At 39.6% G+C, this 23,475-nt stretch carries 25 protein-coding genes and 1 pseudogene; 9 read left to right on the top strand and 17 right to left on the bottom strand.

Features of this window, described 5'->3' with window-relative positions:
• Positions 1–68: 68 nt before the first annotated feature.
• From MZO41_RS14145 to MZO41_RS14160, 4 genes and pseudogenes are all read right to left on the bottom strand, one after another.
• Positions 69–1,502, bottom strand: coding sequence for a 6-phospho-beta-glucosidase (locus MZO41_RS14145; RefSeq protein WP_058906769.1), 1,434 nt, complete (start codon positions 1,500–1,502; stop codon positions 69–71).
• A gap of 60 nt (positions 1,503–1,562) precedes the next feature.
• Positions 1,563–2,921 carry a PTS cellobiose transporter subunit IIC gene (celB, locus tag MZO41_RS14150; RefSeq protein ID WP_003643416.1) on the bottom strand — a complete coding sequence of 453 codons (1,359 nt, stop codon included), beginning with the start codon at positions 2,919–2,921 and terminating at the stop codon, positions 1,563–1,565.
• A 21-nt stretch (positions 2,922–2,942) separates the two neighbouring features.
• On the bottom strand, positions 2,943–3,440 hold the full coding sequence (locus MZO41_RS14155) for a hypothetical protein (protein WP_003643417.1): 498 nt from the start codon (positions 3,438–3,440) through the stop codon (positions 2,943–2,945).
• 724 nt (positions 3,441–4,164) lie between these two features.
• Positions 4,165–4,552, bottom strand: a pseudogene (locus tag MZO41_RS14160) (carboxymuconolactone decarboxylase family protein).
• An 88-nt stretch (positions 4,553–4,640) separates the two neighbouring features.
• Between MZO41_RS14160 and MZO41_RS14165 the strand changes: the two are divergent.
• The 3 genes from MZO41_RS14165 to MZO41_RS14175 all read left to right on the top strand — a co-directional run bounded on the left by MZO41_RS14165 (position 4,641) and on the right by MZO41_RS14175 (position 6,997).
• Positions 4,641–5,009, top strand: a complete 369-nt coding sequence (locus MZO41_RS14165; RefSeq protein ID WP_003643419.1) for a MerR family transcriptional regulator — start codon at positions 4,641–4,643, stop codon at positions 5,007–5,009.
• A gap of 122 nt (positions 5,010–5,131) precedes the next feature.
• The gene (locus tag MZO41_RS14170) at positions 5,132–5,464 is read left to right on the top strand and encodes a YxeA family protein (RefSeq protein WP_058906767.1); all 333 of its coding nucleotides are present in this window, start codon (positions 5,132–5,134) and stop codon (positions 5,462–5,464) included.
• Positions 5,465–5,725: 261 nt separating this feature from the next.
• Complete coding sequence (locus tag MZO41_RS14175; RefSeq protein ID WP_013355946.1) at positions 5,726–6,997, top strand: DUF805 domain-containing protein; 1,272 nt, start codon at positions 5,726–5,728, stop codon at positions 6,995–6,997.
• 328 nt (positions 6,998–7,325) lie between these two features.
• Here the strand turns inward: MZO41_RS14175 and MZO41_RS14180 are convergent, their stop codons facing one another.
• Positions 7,326–7,601: a DUF3781 domain-containing protein gene (locus MZO41_RS14180; protein ID WP_013355947.1), complete on the bottom strand. Its 276-nt coding sequence runs from the start codon at positions 7,599–7,601 to the stop codon at positions 7,326–7,328.
• Between the two features lie 108 nt (positions 7,602–7,709).
• Here MZO41_RS14180 and MZO41_RS14185 point away from each other — a divergent pair, with 108 nt between their 5' ends.
• The gene (locus MZO41_RS14185) at positions 7,710–8,297 is read left to right on the top strand and encodes a type 1 glutamine amidotransferase family protein (protein ID WP_013355948.1); all 588 of its coding nucleotides are present in this window, start codon (positions 7,710–7,712) and stop codon (positions 8,295–8,297) included.
• Positions 8,298–8,675: 378 nt separating this feature from the next.
• Here MZO41_RS14185 and MZO41_RS14190 read toward each other — a convergent pair whose 3' ends face one another.
• The 4 genes from MZO41_RS14190 to MZO41_RS14205 form a co-directional block, all read right to left on the bottom strand.
• The gene (locus MZO41_RS14190; RefSeq protein WP_003643424.1) at positions 8,676–8,936 is read right to left on the bottom strand and encodes a winged helix-turn-helix transcriptional regulator; all 261 of its coding nucleotides are present in this window, start codon (positions 8,934–8,936) and stop codon (positions 8,676–8,678) included.
• A gap of 407 nt (positions 8,937–9,343) precedes the next feature.
• The gene (locus MZO41_RS14195; RefSeq protein ID WP_003643425.1) at positions 9,344–10,624 is read right to left on the bottom strand and encodes a hypothetical protein; all 1,281 of its coding nucleotides are present in this window, start codon (positions 10,622–10,624) and stop codon (positions 9,344–9,346) included.
• Positions 10,625–10,629: 5 nt separating this feature from the next.
• The gene (locus tag MZO41_RS14200) at positions 10,630–11,343 is read right to left on the bottom strand and encodes an ABC transporter ATP-binding protein (protein ID WP_003643426.1); all 714 of its coding nucleotides are present in this window, start codon (positions 11,341–11,343) and stop codon (positions 10,630–10,632) included.
• Positions 11,327–11,893: a helix-turn-helix domain-containing protein gene (locus MZO41_RS14205; protein ID WP_003643427.1), complete on the bottom strand. Its 567-nt coding sequence runs from the start codon at positions 11,891–11,893 to the stop codon at positions 11,327–11,329. Before MZO41_RS14205 ends, MZO41_RS14200 begins: the two co-directional genes overlap by 17 nt.
• 883 nt (positions 11,894–12,776) lie before the next feature.
• Here MZO41_RS14205 and MZO41_RS14210 point away from each other — a divergent pair.
• From MZO41_RS14210 to MZO41_RS14230, 5 genes are all read left to right on the top strand, one after another.
• Positions 12,777–13,865: an Ldh family oxidoreductase gene (locus MZO41_RS14210; protein WP_003643428.1), complete on the top strand. Its 1,089-nt coding sequence runs from the start codon at positions 12,777–12,779 to the stop codon at positions 13,863–13,865.
• Between the two features lie 625 nt (positions 13,866–14,490).
• Positions 14,491–14,841, top strand: coding sequence for a hypothetical protein (locus tag MZO41_RS14215; protein ID WP_022638490.1), 351 nt, complete (start codon positions 14,491–14,493; stop codon positions 14,839–14,841).
• A gap of 253 nt (positions 14,842–15,094) precedes the next feature.
• Positions 15,095–15,391: an SH3 domain-containing protein gene (locus tag MZO41_RS17000; RefSeq protein ID WP_071540953.1), complete on the top strand. Its 297-nt coding sequence runs from the start codon at positions 15,095–15,097 to the stop codon at positions 15,389–15,391.
• On the top strand, positions 15,342–15,485 hold the full coding sequence (locus tag MZO41_RS14225) for an SH3 domain-containing protein (protein ID WP_252129700.1): 144 nt from the start codon (positions 15,342–15,344) through the stop codon (positions 15,483–15,485). Before MZO41_RS17000 ends, MZO41_RS14225 begins: the two co-directional genes overlap by 50 nt.
• Before the next feature lie 19 nt (positions 15,486–15,504).
• Positions 15,505–16,164 carry a L,D-transpeptidase gene (locus MZO41_RS14230; RefSeq protein WP_003643429.1) on the top strand — a complete coding sequence of 220 codons (660 nt, stop codon included), beginning with the start codon at positions 15,505–15,507 and terminating at the stop codon, positions 16,162–16,164.
• A gap of 219 nt (positions 16,165–16,383) precedes the next feature.
• On the opposite strand, the gene MZO41_RS14235 is transcribed toward MZO41_RS14230, so the two are convergent.
• The 8 genes from MZO41_RS14235 to MZO41_RS14270 all read right to left on the bottom strand — a co-directional run bounded on the left by MZO41_RS14235 (position 16,384) and on the right by MZO41_RS14270 (position 22,531).
• On the bottom strand, positions 16,384–17,238 hold the full coding sequence (locus MZO41_RS14235; RefSeq protein ID WP_003643430.1) for an aldo/keto reductase: 855 nt from the start codon (positions 17,236–17,238) through the stop codon (positions 16,384–16,386).
• Positions 17,239–17,249: 11 nt separating this feature from the next.
• Positions 17,250–17,852 (bottom strand): NAD(P)H-binding protein, encoded by a 603-nt coding sequence (locus MZO41_RS14240; protein WP_003643431.1) that lies wholly within the window; start codon positions 17,850–17,852, stop codon positions 17,250–17,252.
• Positions 17,853–18,296, bottom strand: coding sequence for a nuclear transport factor 2 family protein (locus tag MZO41_RS14245; RefSeq protein WP_003643432.1), 444 nt, complete (start codon positions 18,294–18,296; stop codon positions 17,853–17,855).
• 124 nt (positions 18,297–18,420) lie between these two features.
• Positions 18,421–19,875, bottom strand: coding sequence for an MFS transporter (locus MZO41_RS14250; RefSeq protein WP_024521913.1), 1,455 nt, complete (start codon positions 19,873–19,875; stop codon positions 18,421–18,423).
• Positions 19,876–19,886: 11 nt separating this feature from the next.
• Positions 19,887–20,264 carry a nuclear transport factor 2 family protein gene (locus MZO41_RS14255; RefSeq protein WP_003642398.1) on the bottom strand — a complete coding sequence of 126 codons (378 nt, stop codon included), beginning with the start codon at positions 20,262–20,264 and terminating at the stop codon, positions 19,887–19,889.
• Positions 20,265–20,573: 309 nt separating this feature from the next.
• Complete coding sequence (locus MZO41_RS14260; RefSeq protein ID WP_003642400.1) at positions 20,574–21,158, bottom strand: TetR/AcrR family transcriptional regulator; 585 nt, start codon at positions 21,156–21,158, stop codon at positions 20,574–20,576.
• An 884-nt stretch (positions 21,159–22,042) separates the two neighbouring features.
• Complete coding sequence (locus tag MZO41_RS14265) at positions 22,043–22,189, bottom strand: hypothetical protein (RefSeq protein WP_013355952.1); 147 nt, start codon at positions 22,187–22,189, stop codon at positions 22,043–22,045.
• 129 nt (positions 22,190–22,318) lie between these two features.
• Positions 22,319–22,531: a helix-turn-helix domain-containing protein gene (locus tag MZO41_RS14270; protein ID WP_003642403.1), complete on the bottom strand. Its 213-nt coding sequence runs from the start codon at positions 22,529–22,531 to the stop codon at positions 22,319–22,321.
• Positions 22,532–23,475: the final 944 nt, after the last annotated feature.

Raw genomic sequence — 23,475 nt, forward strand, 5'->3', positions numbered from 1 at the left:
CTCTTTCATGACCCGAAAAACGCACCCCAAATCTTCGGAGCACGTTCATATATGTTTATTATAGCGTATTAAGAGAGGTCAGCACCGTTTGTAGCTATCACTTTCTTGAACCAGTCAAACGATAACTTCTTTTCATGTTTCAAAGTTCCAACACCTGCATCATTTTTATCCACATAAATCAGCCCATACCGCTTATCCATTTGTCCAGTCCCTGCGGAAACCAAATCAATGAAGCCCCATGGCGTATACCCCATCAATTGAACCCCATCAACATCGACAGCCAACTCCATCTGTTCAATATGTTTTCTCAGGTAATCAATGCGGTAGTCATCATGAATTTTACCGTCCGCGTCCTTTTCGTCAAAAGCGCCCAGCCCATTTTCTACAATAAACAATGGTAAATCATAACGATCACTAAACCAGTTAAGTGCGTATCGTAAGCCAACCGGATCAATCTCCCAACCCCAATCCGAACGTTCCAAGGCCGGGTTTTTCACTTCAGGATTTTGACCAGGCGTCATATAATCGTCTGGTTCATTATCCGTTGTTTTAGTCACATGTGATGCATAGTAGGAAAAGCCAATATAATCAACCGTTCCAACAGCCAAAATATTCAAGTCGGCCTCAGTTATGTCTAAAGCAAAATGGTGGCGTTCAAAGTACCGTTTTAACCAATTAGGATACTTTCCTTTACATTGAATATCTGCCAACCAATAACCAGCTTGCATGGTACGTTCCGCTTTCATCACATCCTGTGGTGCGGGAGTTGCGGGATAGGTTGGCCCCATCGCCATCATACATCCAATTTTAAATTCTGGATTGATTTCATGGCCCATCTTAACAACTAATGCGCTAGCGACCGTCTCGTAATGTGCAGCCTGATACATTAATTTTTCAGCATCTTCATCAGCAGTAATCTTAATACCAGAATTCGTAAATAGTCCCCACTCATTTAAACCCGTCTGATTATTAATTTCATTAAAAGTCATCCAATATTTGACTTTGTTACGGTATCGCTCGAGTACGACCCGTGCAAATTTAACAAAAAAGCGAATCATCTCACGGTTACGCCAGCCACCATATTCTTTTACTAAATGATAGGGCATTTCAAAATGGGACAACGTAATTACAGGTTCAATACCATGTGCTAGCAAGTCATCAAATAAATCATCATAAAACTTTAAGCCTGCTTCATTCGGCTCATTTTCATCACCGTTCGGAAAAATCCGTGTCCAAGCAATGCTTGTCCGAAAACACTTTAAGCCCAAATCTGCAAACAACTGCACATCTTCATGAAAATGATCATAAAAATCAATCGCCTCGTGATTTGGATAGTTTTTTCCAGGGACCAATCCATCTGTAATCTCACGTGCTTGTGTATTACTTCCCGCAGTCATGACGTCAGCAATGCTTAACCCCTTGCCGCCTTTGTTCCAGCCACCCTCAAACTGATGAGCAGCGACCGCACCACCCCACAAGAATCCATTTGGTAATTTACTCATGATAATTTTTCCTCTCTTAAAAGCCAAATTGCGAATCAAACTTATAACTTGCCATAATCATTAATCGGCTTGCACCGTTCCACTTTGTTCTTGTACAAAAAGTTTATTGTCATAAAACTTAATGAATGGGAACCAAATAACAAAAGCAATCAAAGCACAGACAACTGCTAAAACAGCTGCCCGCCAATCACCGCCAGAACCTAAGAACCCAGACAAGCCCACCGGTGTCGGCCATGCTACTTGAGCAATTGGTGGATTGACCATATGGAACTTGATTGCAAAATAAGCAACTGACATTGATGACATTGGTGCTAAGAAGAACGGAATTGCAGTGTAGGGATTATAAACAACAGGCATCCCGAATAAAATAGGTTCATTAATATTGAAAAATGCAGGTACAATACTAGCTTTACCAAGTGCGCCCAATTGAGCTGATTTGGCAAAGAAAGCGATAAACACTACCATTCCAAGCGTCGCACCGGAACCACCGATTGTCACAAAACAGTTGTTAAACTCGCCCGCAAACGGAATATTAGCACCTTTAGCATTGCTAACCATATTAGATAATACAATTGGCGTTAAAAATGAGGTTACAATAGTGGCCCCATGAATGCCAACCAACCAGAGTGCATGCATAATAAAGTAAACAACCAGTAAACCAATCCAAGTATTAGTCAAATTCGTCACGAATCCGAATGGAATTGCAACAATTTTATAAATATCAGTTCCCATCAAAATTAATAATCCATTAATCACAATTACTGTCAACGCAATTAGAGCTGTTGGAATCAATGCAGTGAATGAGCGAGCTACGCCTGCTGGTACCGTTTCAGGCATCTTGATTGTCCAGTTACGTTTAACACAAGTTGCATAAATTTTAACCGCAATAATCGACATAATAATCGCAGTAAAAATACCAGTCGTTCCTAAACGAGTAACACCACCGCCCATTTCCCAGCCATCAATAATTTTAGCGTTTTTATTGAAAACATTGATAAGCGTCATGGCACCGTCCTTGAAAACTAATTCTGGTAAACACATGAAAAAGGCCATCATTGAAATCAAAGCCCCATTCAGTGGATTCACTTCAATCTTTTCTTCTTGGGCCTGGATTTTTGTATATTCATAACCAAAAACTAAACAGAAATAAAGTGATAAAATCCCCATCGTAGCGGTATTTGCTAACATGTATAACGGTGTGATTTTGTCAAACGAAACAGCAAAGAATCCGGCTAGTGCTGGAAAGCTTTGCGGTAACACACTAACAATCAGAAACATTGATCCAACAATTGTAAACGGAATTGTTGCCATCCCGGCAGCCATAACAGCCCGTACAATTCTGAATTGAGCCAGCTTTCCCATTGGGCCCATTAAGTGATTATTTAAAAACTGAAACATTTTATTATTTGTATCATCCATCGAATTTCACATCCCAATCCTTTATATGCTTGCTGCAAACTGACGAATATGCTTAATATAGCGATCCTTATCATGCTCAATCAAGAACACCCGATACTCAAGGAAAGCACTTACCAAAATACCAAAGCCTAAAACACTAAGTACCCAGGGCAAACTCGCTTCATTTAAAAATGGATAGAACACTTTTAGTTTTCCAAACACTAAACTCAATCCAACACTCAGATTTATAAAGAGTTGCACCCAGTAAAACCACCGTGTAAAAGTTAGCCGATTCGTATGCTTCCAAAACTTACCAATTTGCTCTACCATCACTACAGCTGTTCCAATTAACAAAATGCTTGGCAATAGGCCAATGCCGGAACCAAAGCCGAATAAAACAATCGCCCAATAAAGATTAACAAAGAAAAAGATAGCGGTTACATAACGGAATACTAGAAAACGATTAAAGTACATACTAGTCAGGCTCAATGCACGCCGATTAGCTGTTGCCTCATTACTGCCGTTTTTAAGTGGCGACATAGCATCACATCCCTTATCATTTAGTCATTCGAATGAGTGTCGTTCGAATGACTAAATGATAGCAAAGAAGTCAGTCTTTGTAAACGCTTTATTTAAGTTGATTTACAAATTAATCACATTTTTCCATTCTTTTGTTTCAAATATCATATAATCATATTCAAATAATGACGTCTGATTAGCATTTAGTCACTTTTTTATCAGGATTCAATAAAAAGATCCGGTTAATTTAAAAAAATTAACCGGATCTTTCAACTCATTCTATTACTCTTAGAAATCGGATTACGTACCTCCACTTATTAGAATCAGTGATATATTCCCAGTGTAAGTACAATCCCACCTACAATTAAAAAGGCACCAAATACCAATGCACTCCATAATGCTAAAGGCGCAAAAACCGACATTTCAGCGTTCCCATGCAACTTTAGCTGTCGGAAATATCGCCGCGATGCTCTAATCTGAAACCAGCCAAGTGCGATTAGTAGTATCCCAAAAACTGTTTGAATGATATTACTCATATCCTCACCTCATTCGATTAAATAACATCTTGCTTACCGATCATAAGATAATTCAACTGTTAATTTAAAGCAGTCTTCACTAAATTTATATTCAGTTCCCTCGATAACACTATTATACGCTCTATCCGACATTCAGGAAGCGCTTTCTATTAGTAAATATACTAAAGAGACCTACAGTTCAATTTCAATCTCGGCTTATTAAACAGAGACTAACTTAAGTCTTCTTTTTTCGCAAAAACCTCTTTAACCACCGTCAACGCATTCAATACCTTCGGAAAACCAACGTAAGGAATACTAATGAATGCAAGTTTCCACAATTTCAGTACGACTAAGCCCAACGTTGAGGCATCCGTTGAGATGAACACGTAACTGGTCTGCTGTATCACCTTGCGTTAATAAACTAGTAATAGTAACAAGTTCGCGTTGTTGCAACGATAAACCAGGACGTGTATAAATATCATTAAATGCAAATTCAAGAATTAGCTTAGCCACATCCGGTGCCACCCTATCCAAACTAGCCATTACATGATCAGCTGCTTCAGCATCCACCCGTTGTAACATGGCTTTTCCATTAATTAACCGTTGCTTATTTTCCATTTTAATCAGCTCCTTCATTTGATTGATTCTAGGTTACAACCTCGGGTGTACCCGACATCAAGCTTTATTTCAGGAGGTTTTCAAATTAATGCAAATTGGTGAATTTTCACGACAAACTGACCTAACAATCGATACGTTACGCTATTATGAAGAAGTCGGCCTGCTTCGTCCCACGCGAACTGCCGGTAATCATCGTCAATACCAGTCTAAAGATATCGACTGGGTTAATTTTTTGAAGCGTTTAAAACAAACGGGCATGTCGATTCGAAACATGCAACGCTACGCGCAATTGCGCTATATCGGTAATCAAACAATCCCTGAACGTTTGATATTACTGCAAAAACAAGAAGCACAACTTAATGACCTAATGGTAGCAACACAAGCTAACTTGGATTTTCTTCATCAGAAGATGACAACTTATCATGAAATGCAAGAATCAGACTTTGAATCCCATTAAATTATTAATATTATATTTAATTACTTGTTTTTCATTTAGCATTGCATAAACTGCTATCCACCGTTTCTTATATCTCTTATGATTAATATCAGATTTCAATTAATCATTTGGAGGGATTATTAATGAAAAAAGCGGGGATTTTGGGACTAATCATCACTATTATCGTATTAGTACCAGTTGGTCTCGGTTTCAACTGGTACCACTCAAATTACGGAACAAAAACATACTATACTCAAATCACGACTAAAGGTGAACGTAAAACCGGGAAAGATGATTCCGGCAAGCCCTATGTCTACTATCATTACTCACAGCCTGGATACAGCGACAATGGTGTTAAGAAAGAGCTCACTTTTGATAGCGTCCTACCACGCTCACTCAAGATGCACGCTTATCTCAAAGTCGGTTATAATGACAATTGCCGTAAATGGTTTCTTCCTTCCATGACCAATATCTAGTATTTCAAAATCCGAGGATCAATTCTAGCTCACGGCTTTTTACTTAAGCTTATAATTGCCACTTTCAACAAAGCAAATAAATAACTATTTAAGTCTATTATTGAACAAAATATGAATTTAGTATTAATATTTTGTTAATATTTTTAACTAGTTATGATATGCTTGTTTTCGGCTGCCATAATCATTCGCTCGGCCATATAATAAAATTCTACTTATATTCATAACATTTCGCCTAGTATAAGTACTCCAGGAGGAACATCGATGTCAGAAACAAAGTATTGTATTAACTGTGGAAAAGCGATTCCTACTAACGCGACCTTTTGCCCTTTTTGTGGCGCAACTCAGGACAAAGTCGCTTCCACTGAAGATCAGAACACCATTACTTCCGAGCAGCACAACACACCTAATCAACCAGAACATGTCAATATGTGGACCGCACTAAAGCTAGGAATGCGTCAAACCTTTACTTGGTCACAACGGATTACGCGGCCTCAATATTGGTGGCTTTACTTAGATTTGGTCCTAATTTCCCTAGTTTTAACCATCGTACTTGGTATCAGAGCATACAGTTATCCAGCTTTTATCCTCAGCCCATTACACGTTAATGTTTTACAAACCGTGCTGTTATTGATTTTTTCAGCGCTCATGGTTTGGACTTCAGTGATGCAATTCACAGCCAGTGCGCGGCGACTCCACGACTCTAATCGGTCAGCGCATTATTTATGGTTCTATCTGCTTCCACTTGTCGGCCCCATTTTAATCATTGTTTTCCTATGCCAACGCTCTGAACCAGCTGGAAAACGTTTCGACCGTTTAGCTAGCCAACCAAAACCTTGGACACACAAATGGTGGACTTGGTGCCTACTAGTCTTATTGACATTGGGATACGCCGCTCTCATTAACATAACGGCCCGTGATACTGCCATGGACGCCGCTCTGACGACAACTTCCAAGTCAGCTACAACTAACTCTGACGACAGTTACAGCGATAGCGACAGTGAAGAATCTAGTGATAGCACGGACTCTGACTCAGATTCAGAATCAGATTCAGACTCTGACAGTATCACGATTGGCGATGACGACATCGATATCGCCGATCAAAAAGCTTACAGTACCTCATTTACCGACAGTAGCTGGGCGAAATCCACATTTAAAATCGATAAAGTCACGGTCTACAAAACGGACGGCACTTATACTAGCGGTAGCGGTAATGACAAGAAAGATTTTAACGGCGTCGTAAAAGTTCACATGAGTATCCATGCTGGGCAAGATATTTCAGCCTATCCGACCCAGGCCAAACTCAGCACGAACGACGGTCAACAAGTCGAAGCCGACATGGATAGCGATGATTTTGACGGTGATTTAAACAGTGGTACCGATTCTGACGGTAACGTATACTTTGTTTTATCAAAATTATCCAGCGTTAAAGACATCACTAGTATTCGCCTAAAATGGGATGCTAGTTATGATACTGACGATTATGACGACGATAACGCTTATAAGACATTTGACACAACGCTTAATTTAAACTAGTTATCAATTAATACTGGTTTATAAGCTGTTTAATCCGTCAAATCGGTGACGGCTCGTAATTAAATCACGTCCAAATATATACACACAATAAATTCCCCCATCAGCTAGATTTCCATACTAGCCTGATGGGGGGATTTATTGCTTTTAAAGTGTGCTACACTCCTGTAATTATTCTCAACTAACATTAATTAACTTTTTAAGTATTCCGCTTTATTCCGTAAGAAGCACTTCACTGCTTCATCCAAGTAAAACCCATTTCTCATTGCCAAAATACTCAACCACCACACGGATTCACTAATATTTTTATTACTTTTAGCTGTCTTATTGATTAAAAGCCGTCGACTTCTGTGTATTTACTGGCTGTAATTAAGCGATAATTACCAGCATTGACTGTTAGTTCTACCCGCGCTTTACGACTTCGGATATAATAATTTTTCCCACACCTTTTGATTTCATCTGGTTGTATCAGAATATGATTGACTAAATCTCTAATTTCAACTTCGCTTAAATTAACGGCTAATTTCTTATTAATACGTTGAAAGACCCGTGGTGTATAGCAAATATGTGTTCTAATTAACTCAAGAATTACGGATTGTTTGCTCATTTACTGCCCTCCAACATTTAATCATGCACTTGCTTTTTAGAACGTACGTTCCTATAATTGAGGATAACATATTCGGTTCTGAAAATATATTTTCCTCTGGAGGTCAACATGAAAACTGCATTATTTCTAATGCTAGATCAATACGCAGATTGGGAAGCTTCTTATCTAGCTAGTCAATTAAATCAAAGCACTGACTGGCAAGTTAAAACGACTTCAACAACACCATTGGTTACGACAATTGGTGGCTTCACCACTAAAGTTGACTATCAACTGGATTGTTTACCAACTATTGACTTATTAATCCTAATTGGTGGTAACTCTTGGAATATCAATAATTCATTATTATATTCACTAGTTCAGCAACACCTCAATGCCTCAAAACCAGTTGGCGCAATCTGTGGTGCGGTAGATTACTTAGCCCAAAACGGTTTTTTAACTGGTTATCAGCATACCGGCAATTCACTGGCGATGTGGCACAATTATCCTAACTATCAAAACTCAGCCGACTTTCATGAACAGCAAGTCATTAGCGACAAGAATCTAGTCACAGCTAACGGCACAGCGGCACTGGCATTTACTGCCGCCGTTTTACAACTAATTCATTTTCAATCTAGTGAAGAACTAACCCGAACTATCGATCTATACCGCTTAGGATTTTACCAATACTGTCAAAAATATGGTAATCCGTTCGGCTAAGTTTTTCCAAAAACTAATCTTGTCAGTTAAAACAACGTCAACACTCGCGCCAAATTCTGCCGCATAATGCAGACACCTTCTTGGATAGATAAATCATGCGTATTAAATAAAGCAATATTCCCAATAAAAGTTTCAAAGAAGAGTTGTTCATTAGCTTTCAGAATTTAAAAGCAATATTATCATTTTAGTTATGCGGTTCAAGGCCAAGTGACATCGCCATTCGACCCAACTCTGGGCTCGATAGTCACTTAGTTCTACCTAAAAACGAGATCCAAGCACGTATGAAGACGTCGCTGGATCTCGTTTTTTAATTTTTATGACGACAATTAGTGCCGTGAATAAACCGGAGCATGCTCGTTCTTAACCGATTTCACTTAATTAAGCTTGGTAATCCTGATAGTCTACCGCAAAGTTCTCCAAAGCCTTCAAAACAGGCAAGAACTTCTCTCCTAATGGGGTGAGTGAATATTCAACCTTTGGTGACACCGGTGGATAAACCTTGCGATTGAGTTCACCAAAACGCAAGACCCGCTGACTAAGGAAATACAGAATAACCATGCTCCATTTTCCGCGAACGACTTTTTGAACACTGGCAAATGGACAATCCAAAAAGTTTTCATCCGATGCCGATTCATTCATAATATTTACCACCTAATGTTCATGATTAATCAATCGTACAACGTTAACTAATAATCACTATTATACTAAAGATTATCCGGCCAGCGTCGTTCATAATATCGTATTTGATTAGACAGTTATTTTATTTCTTTACTAATATTAGTTTAGGACAGATTAGCGCGCGGCTGCACGCTGATTCTTGTCATTGCCCACTTCCAGTATCTTAATAACTGCTCGGGTAGGCGCGTCCACTCACGATAAAACCAGCTAACCATTGGTCGTTTCCTGGTCAAAGACAATTACCTGTTTACCTTGATTACCAACCTGTTCAAAATCAAGATGGACCTGTTGAGCGTAAATGGGTAGGTCTGCTTTATACGACTACTACGCCAAGGTTGCCATATAGCTGTTGAAAACAAATCAGCAAATTATTGTCTACCCATTTCAGCCCTCTCCAAGTGAACAAAAACTTCTTTCCATGCAACCATCGTCAACGTTACCCATGTCAGCATTGAAACACCCATCGGTAGCCAAAAGGCCGACATTAAACTGATTTGTATCCTAACTTGCGTATGCCATGCAAGCATCAGCAATGCACCATACAACGTAAGATTCGTAATCATCGCCGCTATTAACAGCGGTACAACTTGAAAACAGCACTCCAAGCTACGTTCCTGCAACAGCATCCTAGCACTGAATCCTAATTGCTCTAATTGTTGGAAGTTTTGCTCTTGTTGGCGTCCGCTTAACATCGCAACAGAAATTATATTAGCAATAACTAGTAGTCCCGGTGCCCCTACATAAACAATAAACGAAACAATGACATTCTTAATATCTTGACCACCAGTCCCACCAAGTCCGTAAAGTAACACTATTAACCCATAACTGAGGGATTGCAATGCTAGTATTGGCACATTAACATTGGCATTAATCATCACTTGGCAACTTGCTAATTTGAATAGTCCAGATGGTGTTAACTTCGTTATCCGTCCAGAAAGCCACATCAGTAATTGTCTGCCAATTTGAGTCTGGACTAGAATTAACCAAAATAATAGTACAAGGAAAACACCTCCACTATCTTCTTGTGTATTGGTCACTAACACTTGGTAATTCGCTATGCTCAATCCCACTAGCGATATAGCGAATAAGAGCATGTTGAAAATTCGTCTATGGTGTTGTCGCAATAATCGATGTGTGTTAATTAGACCAGATAAAACTGCAACCCCCGCTACAATTAAACTAGTCATCAGGCCAACCTTGACAGATGGTCTAAAGACCACGTTCGGCAACCATGTGCGGCCAATGTAAAATTGCAATAATCCGTATAGCGGCTTTATACTTAGCATTGATAAACTATAACCAACCCAACTACTTAGGAAAGCTGTCAACCCCATCTGCACAGCGATTAAAAGTGCCAATTGATGCTGATTAGCACCTAAAACCACCCATAACTGGTATTCATTAGCCAACTCCTGCATAATCAGTCGAATAACTTCACCTAAAACAAATAATAGTGTTATTCCACCAAAAACCATTGGCATGATAAACAATGGTAATGGATCAATGTGTGAAGAAAACGTTACACAGCTCAACGTATCGATACCAGTTAAGCAAAAGCCAATAAGCCAGCCAGAAATAATAAAAATAAAATTTCCCGTCATCCAAGACTTCCAAGAATATTGAAATTGATGAATACTTAATGACACCATAGTCATTACCCCCGTATACTATCCATTTGAGTAAAGAGTTGATCAACTGACGGGCGTTCGACCTCAGAAACAATGTGACCATCGCTTAGGATTAATGCACGATCAGTACGGGCTGCCTGTTCAATATCATGAGTTACCATGATGATGCAGACACCATTATTAGCCAACTCTCGTAATTGTTGAAATATTACCTCCCTGGACATTGAGTCTAGAGCACCTGTTGGTTCATCTGCAAAGATAATTTTGGCATGCATAACTAGGGTTCTAGCAATCGCAACCTTTTGCTGTTCTCCACCTGATAATTGGCTAGGAAACTGACTTAAACTAGCCTTAAAATTTAAATCACCTAATAACGTCTCAACGTTAACTTTGCTTATTCGTTGATGGTTCAAACGTAAGGGTAGTATCACGTTGTCTAAAACATTTAACGCTGGCAATAAATTATACGATTGAAAAATCGTACTAATCGTTGTGCGCCGTAATTGCGCCAATTTTTGTGCAGATAAGCTTTGGATACACTGTCCATCAATGTAAACCTCACCAGAGGTTGGTTTTACTAATCCTGATAGACAGTTCAATAAAGTCGTTTTTCCTGAGCCAGAAGGACCAATAACACTTAAAAACTCGCCAGTTTTAGCGTGAATCGTTGTTTCATGCAATATCTCAACATCATGATCCGCAAGTTGAATTTGCTTGCTAATCTTATTTGCGATAATCATCATTAGCCTCCCTTGGTATTACCTCATACACAATTGAATTTACATTATACCGATAATAGGCTTTTAAAATGCAACCGATATAACATGTAATTTTCCAAGCAATTGGAATAACAACCAACGACATGAGCAACATACCACAACTAATCATCAAACGACCAATGTCAAAAATATGAGCAGCAGTGATGAACTGCCAAATAATCACAACTGGTGCAGCCAAACCGGCACCTAGCATACCCCACACTGTTAATAAAACTGTTAATAATACAATCGCAATTAGCCAAAATAAGATAAAGTTAACAAAAACACTACCAACAAATGCAAAAAAATTAAATCGACGCATAATAATTTGATCTTCACCAAAAAAATAAGCTGTTGGTACATCAAATAGTTCACTCAAATCCTGAACAGCTTTTACTGGTAATGTATGCTTTCCATTTTCCCACCTAGCAACAGTCTGCTGTGTAACAAATAATTTTTCCGCAACTTGATTTTGCGTTAACTTCAATTCTAATCGCTTTGCTTTAATACGTTGTCCAATTGAATCTCCCATTTATTCTTCCCCCTCCGACTACACTTATTTACCCATTTTAGGAGCTAAATAGCTAACAATTTATTTGATAGGTGCTCAAAATCATTGATATATCAGAATTTCAAATCAATATAGACGCAACAATTCTAATTGAGCCAGTGCCTAAACTAAAGAATTTCATTGAATCAGATTACAAAAAGTTATTACTAACCACGTAATCCCCATCTATTAATCTCACATCATATCTAATAAATCTGTTGATAACTTCTACATCATAAAAGTTATGCACTGTGGATGGCTGGATTCACCACAATTATCCTCATTTTCCTTACTTATCCCCAGATGCTCATGCACTTACCCACAAATAAGTCATGTTATTAACATTTACAGTCATTAGTCCCAACTAATTACCGATTTGTCATCTAATTCCTTTAACTTATCCACAAGCACGCGTGCAACAACTGCAACCATTCGCAAATAATTTAACTTACCATTCTAGTCTGCACATTGACCAGCAATACCTAAACCGCAATTTCGCGGTCTCAGCGCTAGCATCAGCCAACGTCGCAGCCGCAATTTATTTCGTCCAATTCATCACCAGCTACTAATGAGGGCCACCCTAAACAGGCCATCAGTTAACGGCACACTTTATTGATGCCCCCTTTAGCTATACCTAATTTATGATTGGTCCGTGCCATATGACCCGGCATTATCTTTGATTTAGTCTGACCTCAATTTCATGCGCTTTGAAGACTCGGGTTGACCTGTTATATGATGACACTTTTAATTAATTTACGATTAACAGATTATTAAAATTTAATTGACATTCAAAGTCCTTATTATTATCATATTATAATATACAAGGCTGTCACTTAAGTCTATTTCAAATAACGTGGTGAATGTAATGGTAAAACGATACAATAGCAAAAAAATTGAACACCTGATTTACAATATTTACAAAGGTTACGGCTTTACCGAAGAAGAAAGCCAAGAAGTCGCCCACATGTTGATCTACACCGATTTGATTGGCATTGAATCCCATGGCGTCCAGCGAATGATCATGTATGACGACTTCATTCGTAACGGTAAGATTCGCGTACATAATCGGCCAGAAGTTGTTAAAGAAACCGATGTTAGTGCGGTCGTTGACGCGCACTTTGGTTTGGGCCAATTGAACGGTATCTATAGCATGCGCCTAGCCATTGAAAAAGCAAAACAACACGGTATCGGTATCGTTACGACTCGTAACTCCGGTCATTATGGTATTGCGGGTTACTATGCCAACATGGCTGCCGAAGAAGGTCTGATTGGCCTGTCGTCGTGCAATTCACGTTCAGCGATGTTACCCACTCATGCTACCAAAGCGTTGGTCGGCACCAACCCAATTGCCTTTGCCATGCCAGCCAACCCGAACACATTTATCTTCGACGCGGCCACAACGACGGTGCCACAAGGTAAAATTGAAGTTTATCGTAAATTAGGTAAAGATTTGCCCGCATTATGGGTCGCTAAGGATGGCGAAACGCCCGTTAATAGCCATAACGATACCAAAGACTTGGATGCCCTCCGTGATTTAGATTCCAATGTTGGTTTAGCGCCATTAGGTGGCGTTACCGAAGACACCGGTAGCCACAAAGGGTTCGGTCTCGGTGTCATCGTCGAGGTTTTCACAGCAATCCTTTCAATGGGCAACACCTCCAACGAAATTACTCCGGACGACCTTTCCGTGGGCCCTTGTCAGAGCTTTGTCGCCATCGACCCTTCAATCTTTGGTGATAAGGATGCCATTATTGCTAAGTTTTCAGCTTACTTGCAAGCCATTCGCGACCTACCATCCGTTCCCGGCAAACCAGTCATCGTTGCCGGCGATAAGGAAGCTGCCGCGTATCAAGACCGGTCAGCTAACGGCATCGAGATTGATGACAAGACACTCGCAGAAGTTACCGGAATTGCCAAGCGACTAGGGATCGACTACGCGCAATATGTTGATTAACTAATTTTGTTATTCATCTAATTTAAAAACCAGCAAATACCGATGTCCTGAATAATCAGGGACATTGGTATTTGCTGGTTTATTTGTGTTTGGCTTATAACGTAAACATTCGCCAATCAGCAAGTCCGCGTTGAGCAACCTCTAATAACCGTTGTTTTTATCGCCATCGCCACAAAACATTGGTACTTTCAGTAGTCACGCGTTAAAGGTGCAAGCAATGGTCGTTAGTCTTATTATACCTACACGGCTACCACTTTACTGCCAACAATCACATCACTACCACTTAGCGCCCACCCTAAAAGACTGCGACCCTAAATTAATTTGGAAACTTTCCTGACCATGATTTTTCCACACCGTATCAGTCTCAAAAAATCCACAGTTACCCAAGCAAGTCAGTTTACACCCGCTATAATCATCAAGACGAACCTTACTTACAACTATCCATTTAATTTGACGTTTCCATCCGAATAACCAGGTGCTAGGATTCAACTCGTGGAAATAATCACGTGGCTGTTGTAATTTTTTCATTTATCGCACAGAAATTGGAGGAATATTCTATGAAAAATGGAGTACGTATAACAAGAACACTAGTCATAAGATTGTCGAACTCAGTTCTATTGTCGTAATGAGCAGTGTTTTAGGAATTACATTAGCAAAGCCTGTACAAGGGAAAGCTGATCAAACATCAAGTCCTAGTACCACTAAAGTTAAAGCCGCAACTTCAGGTGCTACCTCAGAAGTATCATCAATTAGTACAATTACGGCTAACAGTGCTACTAACGTGTCTTCAGCAACCCATCAATTTTCAACAGCAACTACTACTAGCCAGCAGGCCAGTTCAGCCACTAGTAATATTTCCACAACTACAGCAAGCAAACAAATATCTAAATCCACTACTGGTAAGCTAAATTCAAATGAGACAGCAGCTACAAGTAATAGCGCGGCTACCTCCGTAGCAGTACGGCACCATATATAGCAGCACCAGCTATTCCTAGTCATAGCACGTAATTTATTGATGATTCAGCCCCTATCACATCCCCGACACCCGTTACAACTAATTCTATCCATGTTCGACCATTTACAGTACATAGTTCATTTTCGTGTAAACCAGGTCAATTTTTACGCTTCACACTTCCTAATGTTGCTTTACTTCGCGATGACGCTGAACAAGGTGTTCCAAATTACGTAAAAAACTTTTTCATTGCAATTAAACCTGGTGCAATGATTGGGTGGTCACAATATCATATTCTACCATCCATTTCTGGAGCACAAGCATTCGGACTGTACCTTCACTATCGGCACCCGTTGTCGGTACTTACTATCCTGGTGATTCAGTTACTTACACAGGTCAAGTTAACGCTGAGGGATATATTTGCCGGCTCTGGCAATACGCGTTACGTTGCAATGAGTGGCACCTCAGCACAATACAATACCAACAATATTTCGGGTACTTTTACCTTTACTCAACAAACCAACATTCGAACTGCACCATCAACGTCAATAGTTGGGGTCTACTACCCCGGTGACTCTGTTATTTATAACGCCCAGATTACTGCTGACGGTTACCCTTGGTTACAATACATTTCTGGCTCTGGCACCCTCCGCTATGCAGTAATGTAAAATTGAGGAGTATGATTACATGAAACTAACAACGAAGTTTATTCTATATCTAACCTTATTTTTTTCCGGAATAGTGCTACTATTTGGGATTAGAAGTATGGTTAGAAATAGTTTCGCTTTCGAAGCAACTAGGGCTCAAGCTGCCAGTACAAGTCACTCTAATTCAAGCCATGCTAAATCTAAAACGCGTAAAAGTAGTGTCAGCCATAAAACAGCCCCTGCAACGGCAACCCCGGTTGATTGGCACGGCCCTTCTGAATCCAACCATCCTTATCCGAATGTGCAAAATTATCCCAACTTGAGGATTGATGTCTCCGTTGCAAAACAGCGGGTCTACCTGAAAGCTGGCGATAAGCTCCTGTACACAATGCTTGCCACTACCGGTAAACCCGGCACAAATGCAACCCCCAAAGGCGATTTCGTTATCCAACCTGAACGCGGCCTGCATTTTTACAATGCTAGCTTGCACGAAGGTGCCAATTACTGGGTCTCATTTAAGGATCACGGCGTCTACCTCTTTCACTCGGTTCCAGTAGACGCATCCAATCACTATATTGCCAGCAAGGCAGCCTTACTCGGCAAAAGGTCCGATTCACATGGTTGCGTCCGCTTGTCCATTTCGGATGCTAAGTGGATGTACAAGCATATCCCAGTAAACACACCTGTTCATATCCAGTAATAATACGAAGCCTGCCAAACGCGTAACGATTAGCTGAAAAGTTGATAGTTACGCGTTTTACAGTAAAAAGCACAATGACTAGAATCAGTAATCGTGCTCACTATCAATCATTAATTTGAACTTATCACGTGCTCCTCAGCCAATACAGATTTAAACGCTACTTCACCAGTCAACAAGTTGGTCTTAAGCAGTTCTTGATTTCTTACGTATCACCGCCAATTAATAGTCAAACTTAAAGCCACCCAATTGCGCTACCGTTTCAGGATCATGCATGTTGCCAAATAGGCTCGTGCCCTCGTCTAATTTTGTCATTTGTTGCATCTCGTCTTGAGTTAACTCAAAATCAAATATTTGAGAATTCTCAACAATGCGGGCTGCATGCACGGATTTAGGAATCACCACAATATTACGCTGGTTCAACCATTTCAAAATAATCTGACCGTTCGTCTTACCATGTGCTTCAGCAATTTCTTGAATGGCTGAGTTTGTGAAAATTCCCTTCTTGCCTTCTGCAAATGGGCCCCAGGCTTCCGGTACGATATCATGATTCAACAACCACTGAACCCGTTGTGGTTGTTGATAAAATGGGTGAAGTTCAATCTGATCGACTGTGGGTTTGACTTCATTATGCATAATCAAATCTTGTAACCGGTCATTTTCAAAGTTGGCCACTCCCAGTGCCTTTAATTGACCATCGTGGTAAGCAGCTTCCATTGCTCGCCATGAACCATAAACATCGCCTAACGGTTGGTGGATCAAGTATAAATCAATATAATCAAGTCCAAGACGTTTAAGTGAGGCCTGGATAGCGGCTTGTGTTTGCTCATAACCCGCATCTTGGACCCATAACTTAGTCGTTACAAAAATTTCTTCACGGGCGATGCCACTCTCACGAATGGCGGCGCCGACCGCTCGTTCATTGCCATACGCAGCTGCCGTATCGATCAACCGGTAACCTTGTTTTAAAGCAGTCAAGACTGCTTGCTTACATTCTTCAAAATCGGGGATTTGGAAAACTCCGAATCCTAATACTGGCATTTTCAAACCATTATTTAATGTGATTTCTTTTTTCATATTAGCTGCTCCTATTCTGGGGTATTGATTCCAACGCTAGCTCGGTTGTCGAGCGCTGGTTCCGTAATTAGTTTCATGACGTAATCGGCAATGCTATCGCGTGAAACGTCATGACCACCGAATGATTCGCCCTTTTGCGTAATTTCATAATTGATTGGCCCGTTATTGTACCAACCAGGACGAATAATTGTGTAGTTTAAATCTGATTGTTCAATACGGTCAGCTGCCTGCCGAAACGATTTTAAAATCGGATTGTGGTAAGGTTCCGGCGAATCACCTAACCACGCTGGAATTTCCTGATAAATTCCCATCGTTGTAATAAAAATTAATCGTTGAATGCCATTGCGTTCCATCGCTGAGATAATATGAGCTGCAAAGCTATCCATATCACCACTTAATGCGACAAAAACAAAGTCCTGTCCTTTAATCGCTTGATCTAGTTGATCATCATCAGTGACACTCCCTGCCACTGCCGTTTCACGATCAACTATCAACTTTAACCGGTCTGCACGGCGCGAATATAAAGTCAACTGTACGTCCGTTTTTGCTAACAATATTTTACGTACGGCACTACCAATTGATCCGGTTGCACCAATAATTAAACCTTTTTTCATTTATTTCACGTCCTCCGTATGCCAAATGAAGTTAGAATTCCGTTCTGCAATATACCACTGACCATCGACTTTTTCGTACTTATCCTGATAACGGACCCCTTCATTAGTCGTCACCGTTTGGCCTTGCTCATTGGTTTTAACCAGCGTAACGTAATTATAAGCAATGCCATCCGCGTGGGTTGCGTCCGTGAAACTAACGGTTTGTTGTCCACTCATATGAAAGACAGCTGAGTAATCGTCCATTGAAGAACTGAAAGCGTTCAGAATTTCCTGACGCCCATTCAGCGTAAACGTAACTTTACCATCATTAATAATATTTACTTTACCGTTTGGTAAAAAGAGTTGAACCTGCTTCTCATTTTCTTTAGTGTCTGAGTAATTTGAAAATAAATCAACAACCTGCTTTAAAGCTAACCGATCTGAAACTTCTTGAATATCCATCATATTTGGGACTTCCTTTCTTGATTACACCTTGATTATCGCGTGAATTGGCTTATATAAAAATGGTCAATGTTTTAAAAATTGAGACATATGCCACGCTTAACTCATAACCGACGCTTAAAATATTTTACCGTGGTTGCTTGGCAGGTTCTTTGCGAGTCAGATTAATTACAAACGCAATGACCACCAAAATCAAACCAATCACCATAATTAAATGCATACCATTAAATAAAATGGTGCGGAGCTGTGGTAACAAGTTCTGTGGTAACGAGCGTGCCGAACTTGCATCCGTTAACTTATTGATCATCTGCGTCGTAATTTTCCCACCAATCTGGCTAGCAGTACTAATGCTCAAAATCGCACCAAAAATTGAAGACATAAACGTTTGACCAAGTGTTCTGAATAACAACCCGAAAGTTGTTGAAACACTAATTAGATCTCGTCGAACGCCATCCTGTAGTGAAACTTGCATTGGTGTAAACGATAAGCCCATTCCCAAACCATTAAAGCCACCACTAACTAATAACCACCAATAAGGCGCAAATTGGGTCGCCATCACCATCGATAATGCTGATAGTAAAACACTAAGGATTCCAAACATAACGATTCGTTTATACGGCATTTTTACCATCAAATGAGCAGTATACCTTGTCCCCACCAATAATAGGATCGAACCAGCAATCTGGGTCAAACCACCTAACGTGGCACTAGTACCTAACAGTCCCTGTGACCACATTGGTGCGTAGACACTATAACCGATGAAGAAACCGTTAATCAGAAACATGATGACATTTTGCGATTGGATACGCCAATTTTTCAGTAATTCAGTGGGTACCAATGCATTTTTTTGCCGTTTTTCAACTTGGTAAAAAATAACCATTAAGATCAAACCAATTACCAGTAAAACCAACGCTTGAGTTAAATTTGAAGCGATTGCGTCACTAGCAAACAGTAAAACAATCAGGGTTACAATCAACAGTCCTGATCCTAAATAATCAAATCGTTTTTGAGTAGCTTCATGCTCACTCTCACGGTAAGAGAATTGCAATAACAGGAGTGAGATAATTCCAATGGGTAAGTTAATAAAGAATACCCAATGCCAAGACAATGTGTCTACGAGCCAGCCACCAATCAAGGGACCGACAACGGTGGATAACGTATAAAACGCCGTGACCCATCCCAAGGCTCGTGCTCGTTCAGCAGGATTTTCATATAAGTCCGCATAAATGATAAATGGGATGGAAACCATTCCACCAGCGCCAATTCCCATAAAGGCTCGGGCAATAATTAACATGACCATATTAGTAGACAAACCACCAACTACCGAACTAATGATAAATAGCACAACCGAAATTTGGAAGGTGAGCTTATTACCAATCAATTCACCCACTCGGCCCCATAAAACCGTCGTAACTGCTGTCCCTAATAAAAAGATTGAGCTGATCCAGCCAATCAGGCGAATCCCATTTAAATCACTGGTAATTGCCGGTAATGCAGTATTAACAATGGTAGCATCTAAGCCACCCATAAAATTCGCAATTAACAACGCAATCGTTGCGATTGCCATTCTTCTTTTTGTCATCATTTCTCCTTCTAATACATCGACGCGTGTGAGGCAATAATTTGCCAGCCGTGTGGTCCCTTAACTAACTCGACCTTGGATTGCAAAGGCCACGTATTCCGGAATCCATAGATGCGTGCATCCAACTCGTTACGCATGACTACTTGCGCCTGCTTCCCTTTTACAACCACTTGAAACAAAACCTCATGACTACTAAAGTAGTGCATGCGTCCAAGTCTAATCTGTTGTAGCCATTCAGCCTTGCTTTGAACAGTTCCTGTGATGTGCACTAACTTAGCATTTGGTGCGATTACCTGATCAAGCAATTCAAGATTTTTTTCTAACATTCCCTGAACTTGTTGGTGAACAACACGAGCAACTGCCCGTTCTTCATTAATTTTAACTGTCATTTAATAGCCTCCGTTATTTCGTTGCTGATGGATTCATTATGCGATGGATTCCGTCACTAAAAAATGGGCAGTATTTTTAAAAGCGGGACTTATGCCACACTTTTTCTGAATTTGGCGCATAAAATATATCAATTTGATTATTTTTTCGTCCATTAAAACGTGAATCAAGTAATAAACATCCTTAGAGTACACATTAATCGCTAGTAGGCTTCCAAAATCGTCAAAATTCTTTCAATATACAAAATAAGGGCCGAGACTGTATTTTTAACAATCTCGACCCTTATACTCATACTCAAACTGAAAATTGACTCACTGCTCTAATTTTAAATACTGTTCTACACCGCCTTGCATTAATTCGGTAGCAGCGCTAATAACTGCTTCAAGGGGTTCTTTCTTACCAGTTGCAACCCAAGTTGTATAAACCTTCAGTCCCGTCTGCTCCACAAAATCTAGTAAAATTCTTTGTTTCCAATCCGCAAGCTGATTAAACTCCTGGGACTGGCCCCAAGTTTTAGTCATGACTTCGTTGATCATTTGTTGCCGAATGCCAACGTAAGACCCCACTGAGCACGTCGTAATTCGATCATATGCCTCACCCTGAGTAGCGGAATAGGTGAAAAAAGCTTCCACACTTTTTGCTAGATCTCGTGGATATTGTAAATTACCAATCTCTTTTAGATAGGCTTGAGAGTATCGCGTCTGTAATTCAATCAGTAAATCATCTAAAGTCGGATAATACCGATAAAATGTTTTTTTGTTGATCTGGGCCATCTTAGCCAATTCGGTCACTGTAATTTTTGAATATTCTTTTTCGCAAATTAACCGTTTAAAAGCATCGTAAATACTATTGATTGTTCGCTGAACACGTAAATCTTGATATTGACTCACTTGCATGCCATCAACCTCCAAGTTAACCTGATAAGTCAATTATACTCACAAATAAGATCAAGTGTGCTAGTTTCTTATCTGGTATTTCAAGAGCCTTTATTAAGAAATTGTAGTTTTCCGCAGATATTGAGCTTAAATTCTTGTTAAAAATCTCGATTCAATTAGTCGGCTGAATACCGCTCTAACTTCGTTTTTTCAGTAACCTTATATAAAAAACACAACTGAAGTGAACCCCATAAATTGGAGTGAATTTCTAAGCTGCTAATTGTGAACCGTGCCAACTTTAAGAATGTGAAAGATACTTTCAGCTACCACATTATCTAGGCATGTGGCCTTGCAGCTCATGCTTTGGAAAACGCGAGCTTGTCGCAAAATATTCACGTACCGACAGTTCTGATACTGAAACCCCTGATCCTAATGAATTGCATACGGTATGGTAAGCCCGAACGTCGTGCCACTAATCGTTCAAGGGGGCGTGTGATGAAGGCTACCGTTGGTCTACGACCAATGGCCCATTCAAGAATTTCTCCGTTATAAAGGTCAATATAAGCTGTAAAGTATGCACGTTCGTTGATTGTTTGATTCCCCTAACGGAATTCCGTTACATCAGTAACGATTTTTTGAAATGGACAATCCGTTTTAAAACGACGGTTTAAACGGTTATGGTCAACTGTACCAACAGTTCCTTTATAAGAGTTATATTTCTTCGTTCGACGATTGAATGCCTGACAAAGGAGATTATTTTCACGCATAATACAAAGTACTGCCTTGTGATTAACGTTGATGATCCTGATTGATATTTACGGTGAAGTGCATCGTAGTAACTACTATTCGGCATGTATACTGCTTTTAAAACCACAACTAATTTAACATTGAATTCACGCCTTAGCTCAGTGATTAGCTGGCTTTTTCTTGGTTTGAGATTTTTTCTGTGCCAAGGCTTCGAGTTTTTCCAAGTATGCTAACCGGATTCGTAAAAGCTCGTTTTCTTCCTGAAGTTGTTTCAATGTCTTAGATTGTTTAGATTTATCTGTCATTTTTAAAGACCATCCTTTGGATGGCTTAAGACGTCCCTCAATCAGTCTTCGTTCCCAGTCCCAAGCCATCATCGGTTGCTTCAATCTGAAATGGGTTACCGTTACTGGATATGAGGCATGATGTTCTTGTCACCATTTGATAACCTTGATTTTAAAGGAATAGTCATAAAATGTCTTCCTACGACAATTCTCTAATCCTTGAATGCCAAAAATTTCAAATTGAGTGAGCCACTGATAAATCGTCGCACTTCCTTTGATACCATATTCTTTCATAAGTAACAGGGACGAATTTCCCTGGAGATATTTACTTAAAACTTGTTGCTTTATTTTAGCTGAAAACATAATACCCCCCTGAGTCTGGATTTACTTCAACTCAAGGGGGTACTTTATATAATAGAAATTATGATACAAATCATCCAGAAGTGCTGATAAATAGTAAGCATAGAAGACCATTAAAAAATGGCGACTTAACTTCAAAGAAAATTTATTTTGCTGTTTGAAATCTTTAACAACTAACTGTCACTGTGAAGATTCGTTAACCATCTCTTTAAACATTAATGATTGGACTAATATCTCCATCAGCATTAGTGTATGGTAAAACATTTTGGAGGCAATAAAAATGAAATTTAAATTTCAAAAAAATTTTTATCGTAGCTTTAGATTCTGGATTTCTTTACTTCTCTTTATTCCTGTCCTGATGCATTACAGTCATGGATTTGAATCCACTACCGATATATTTTGGGCCATCTTTATTCTTGGTACCTGCCTTTACGGCATGTTATCAGAACTATTCTTACAGAAAAAGAATAGCTGACATTAGGTACAATCAGATAGTTGAGTTAAAAAAATCCAAAGATGAAAATCTCTGGCTGGCACTAAAGTGAACCCCGCACCAAGCTTCATATTTCAAGCTTATCTAACCTTATCTCAGCTTATCTTTTTCGCTTGTTTTGTCCAGCTCAGTAATTCTGTTAATTACACTGTGCAACCCGCACCAAGCTCATATTTCAAGCTTGTCTGAACTTATCTTTTTTACTTATTTTATGGTTAAATACAGCTTCATAAAACATAGCTATACGATAACGTAGTGCACATCCATTTCAACCTAATTATTATACGTAAGTATACCAGTTTTTAAATTAACATTCATAAAACTCGATACACAAAAAAGGGGTCTATGATATTTAGTGTTGATGGATAAAATCCATCAACACTATTTTTATGTACAACAAAAGGACATATCGTCCTGTGCTACAATCAAGTCGACCAAAACCAATTGAAAGCGA

This window comes from Lactiplantibacillus sp. C232, from assembly GCF_023806725.1.
In the GTDB taxonomy this organism is placed as follows: Bacteria; Bacillota; Bacilli; order Lactobacillales; family Lactobacillaceae; genus Lactiplantibacillus; species Lactiplantibacillus plantarum.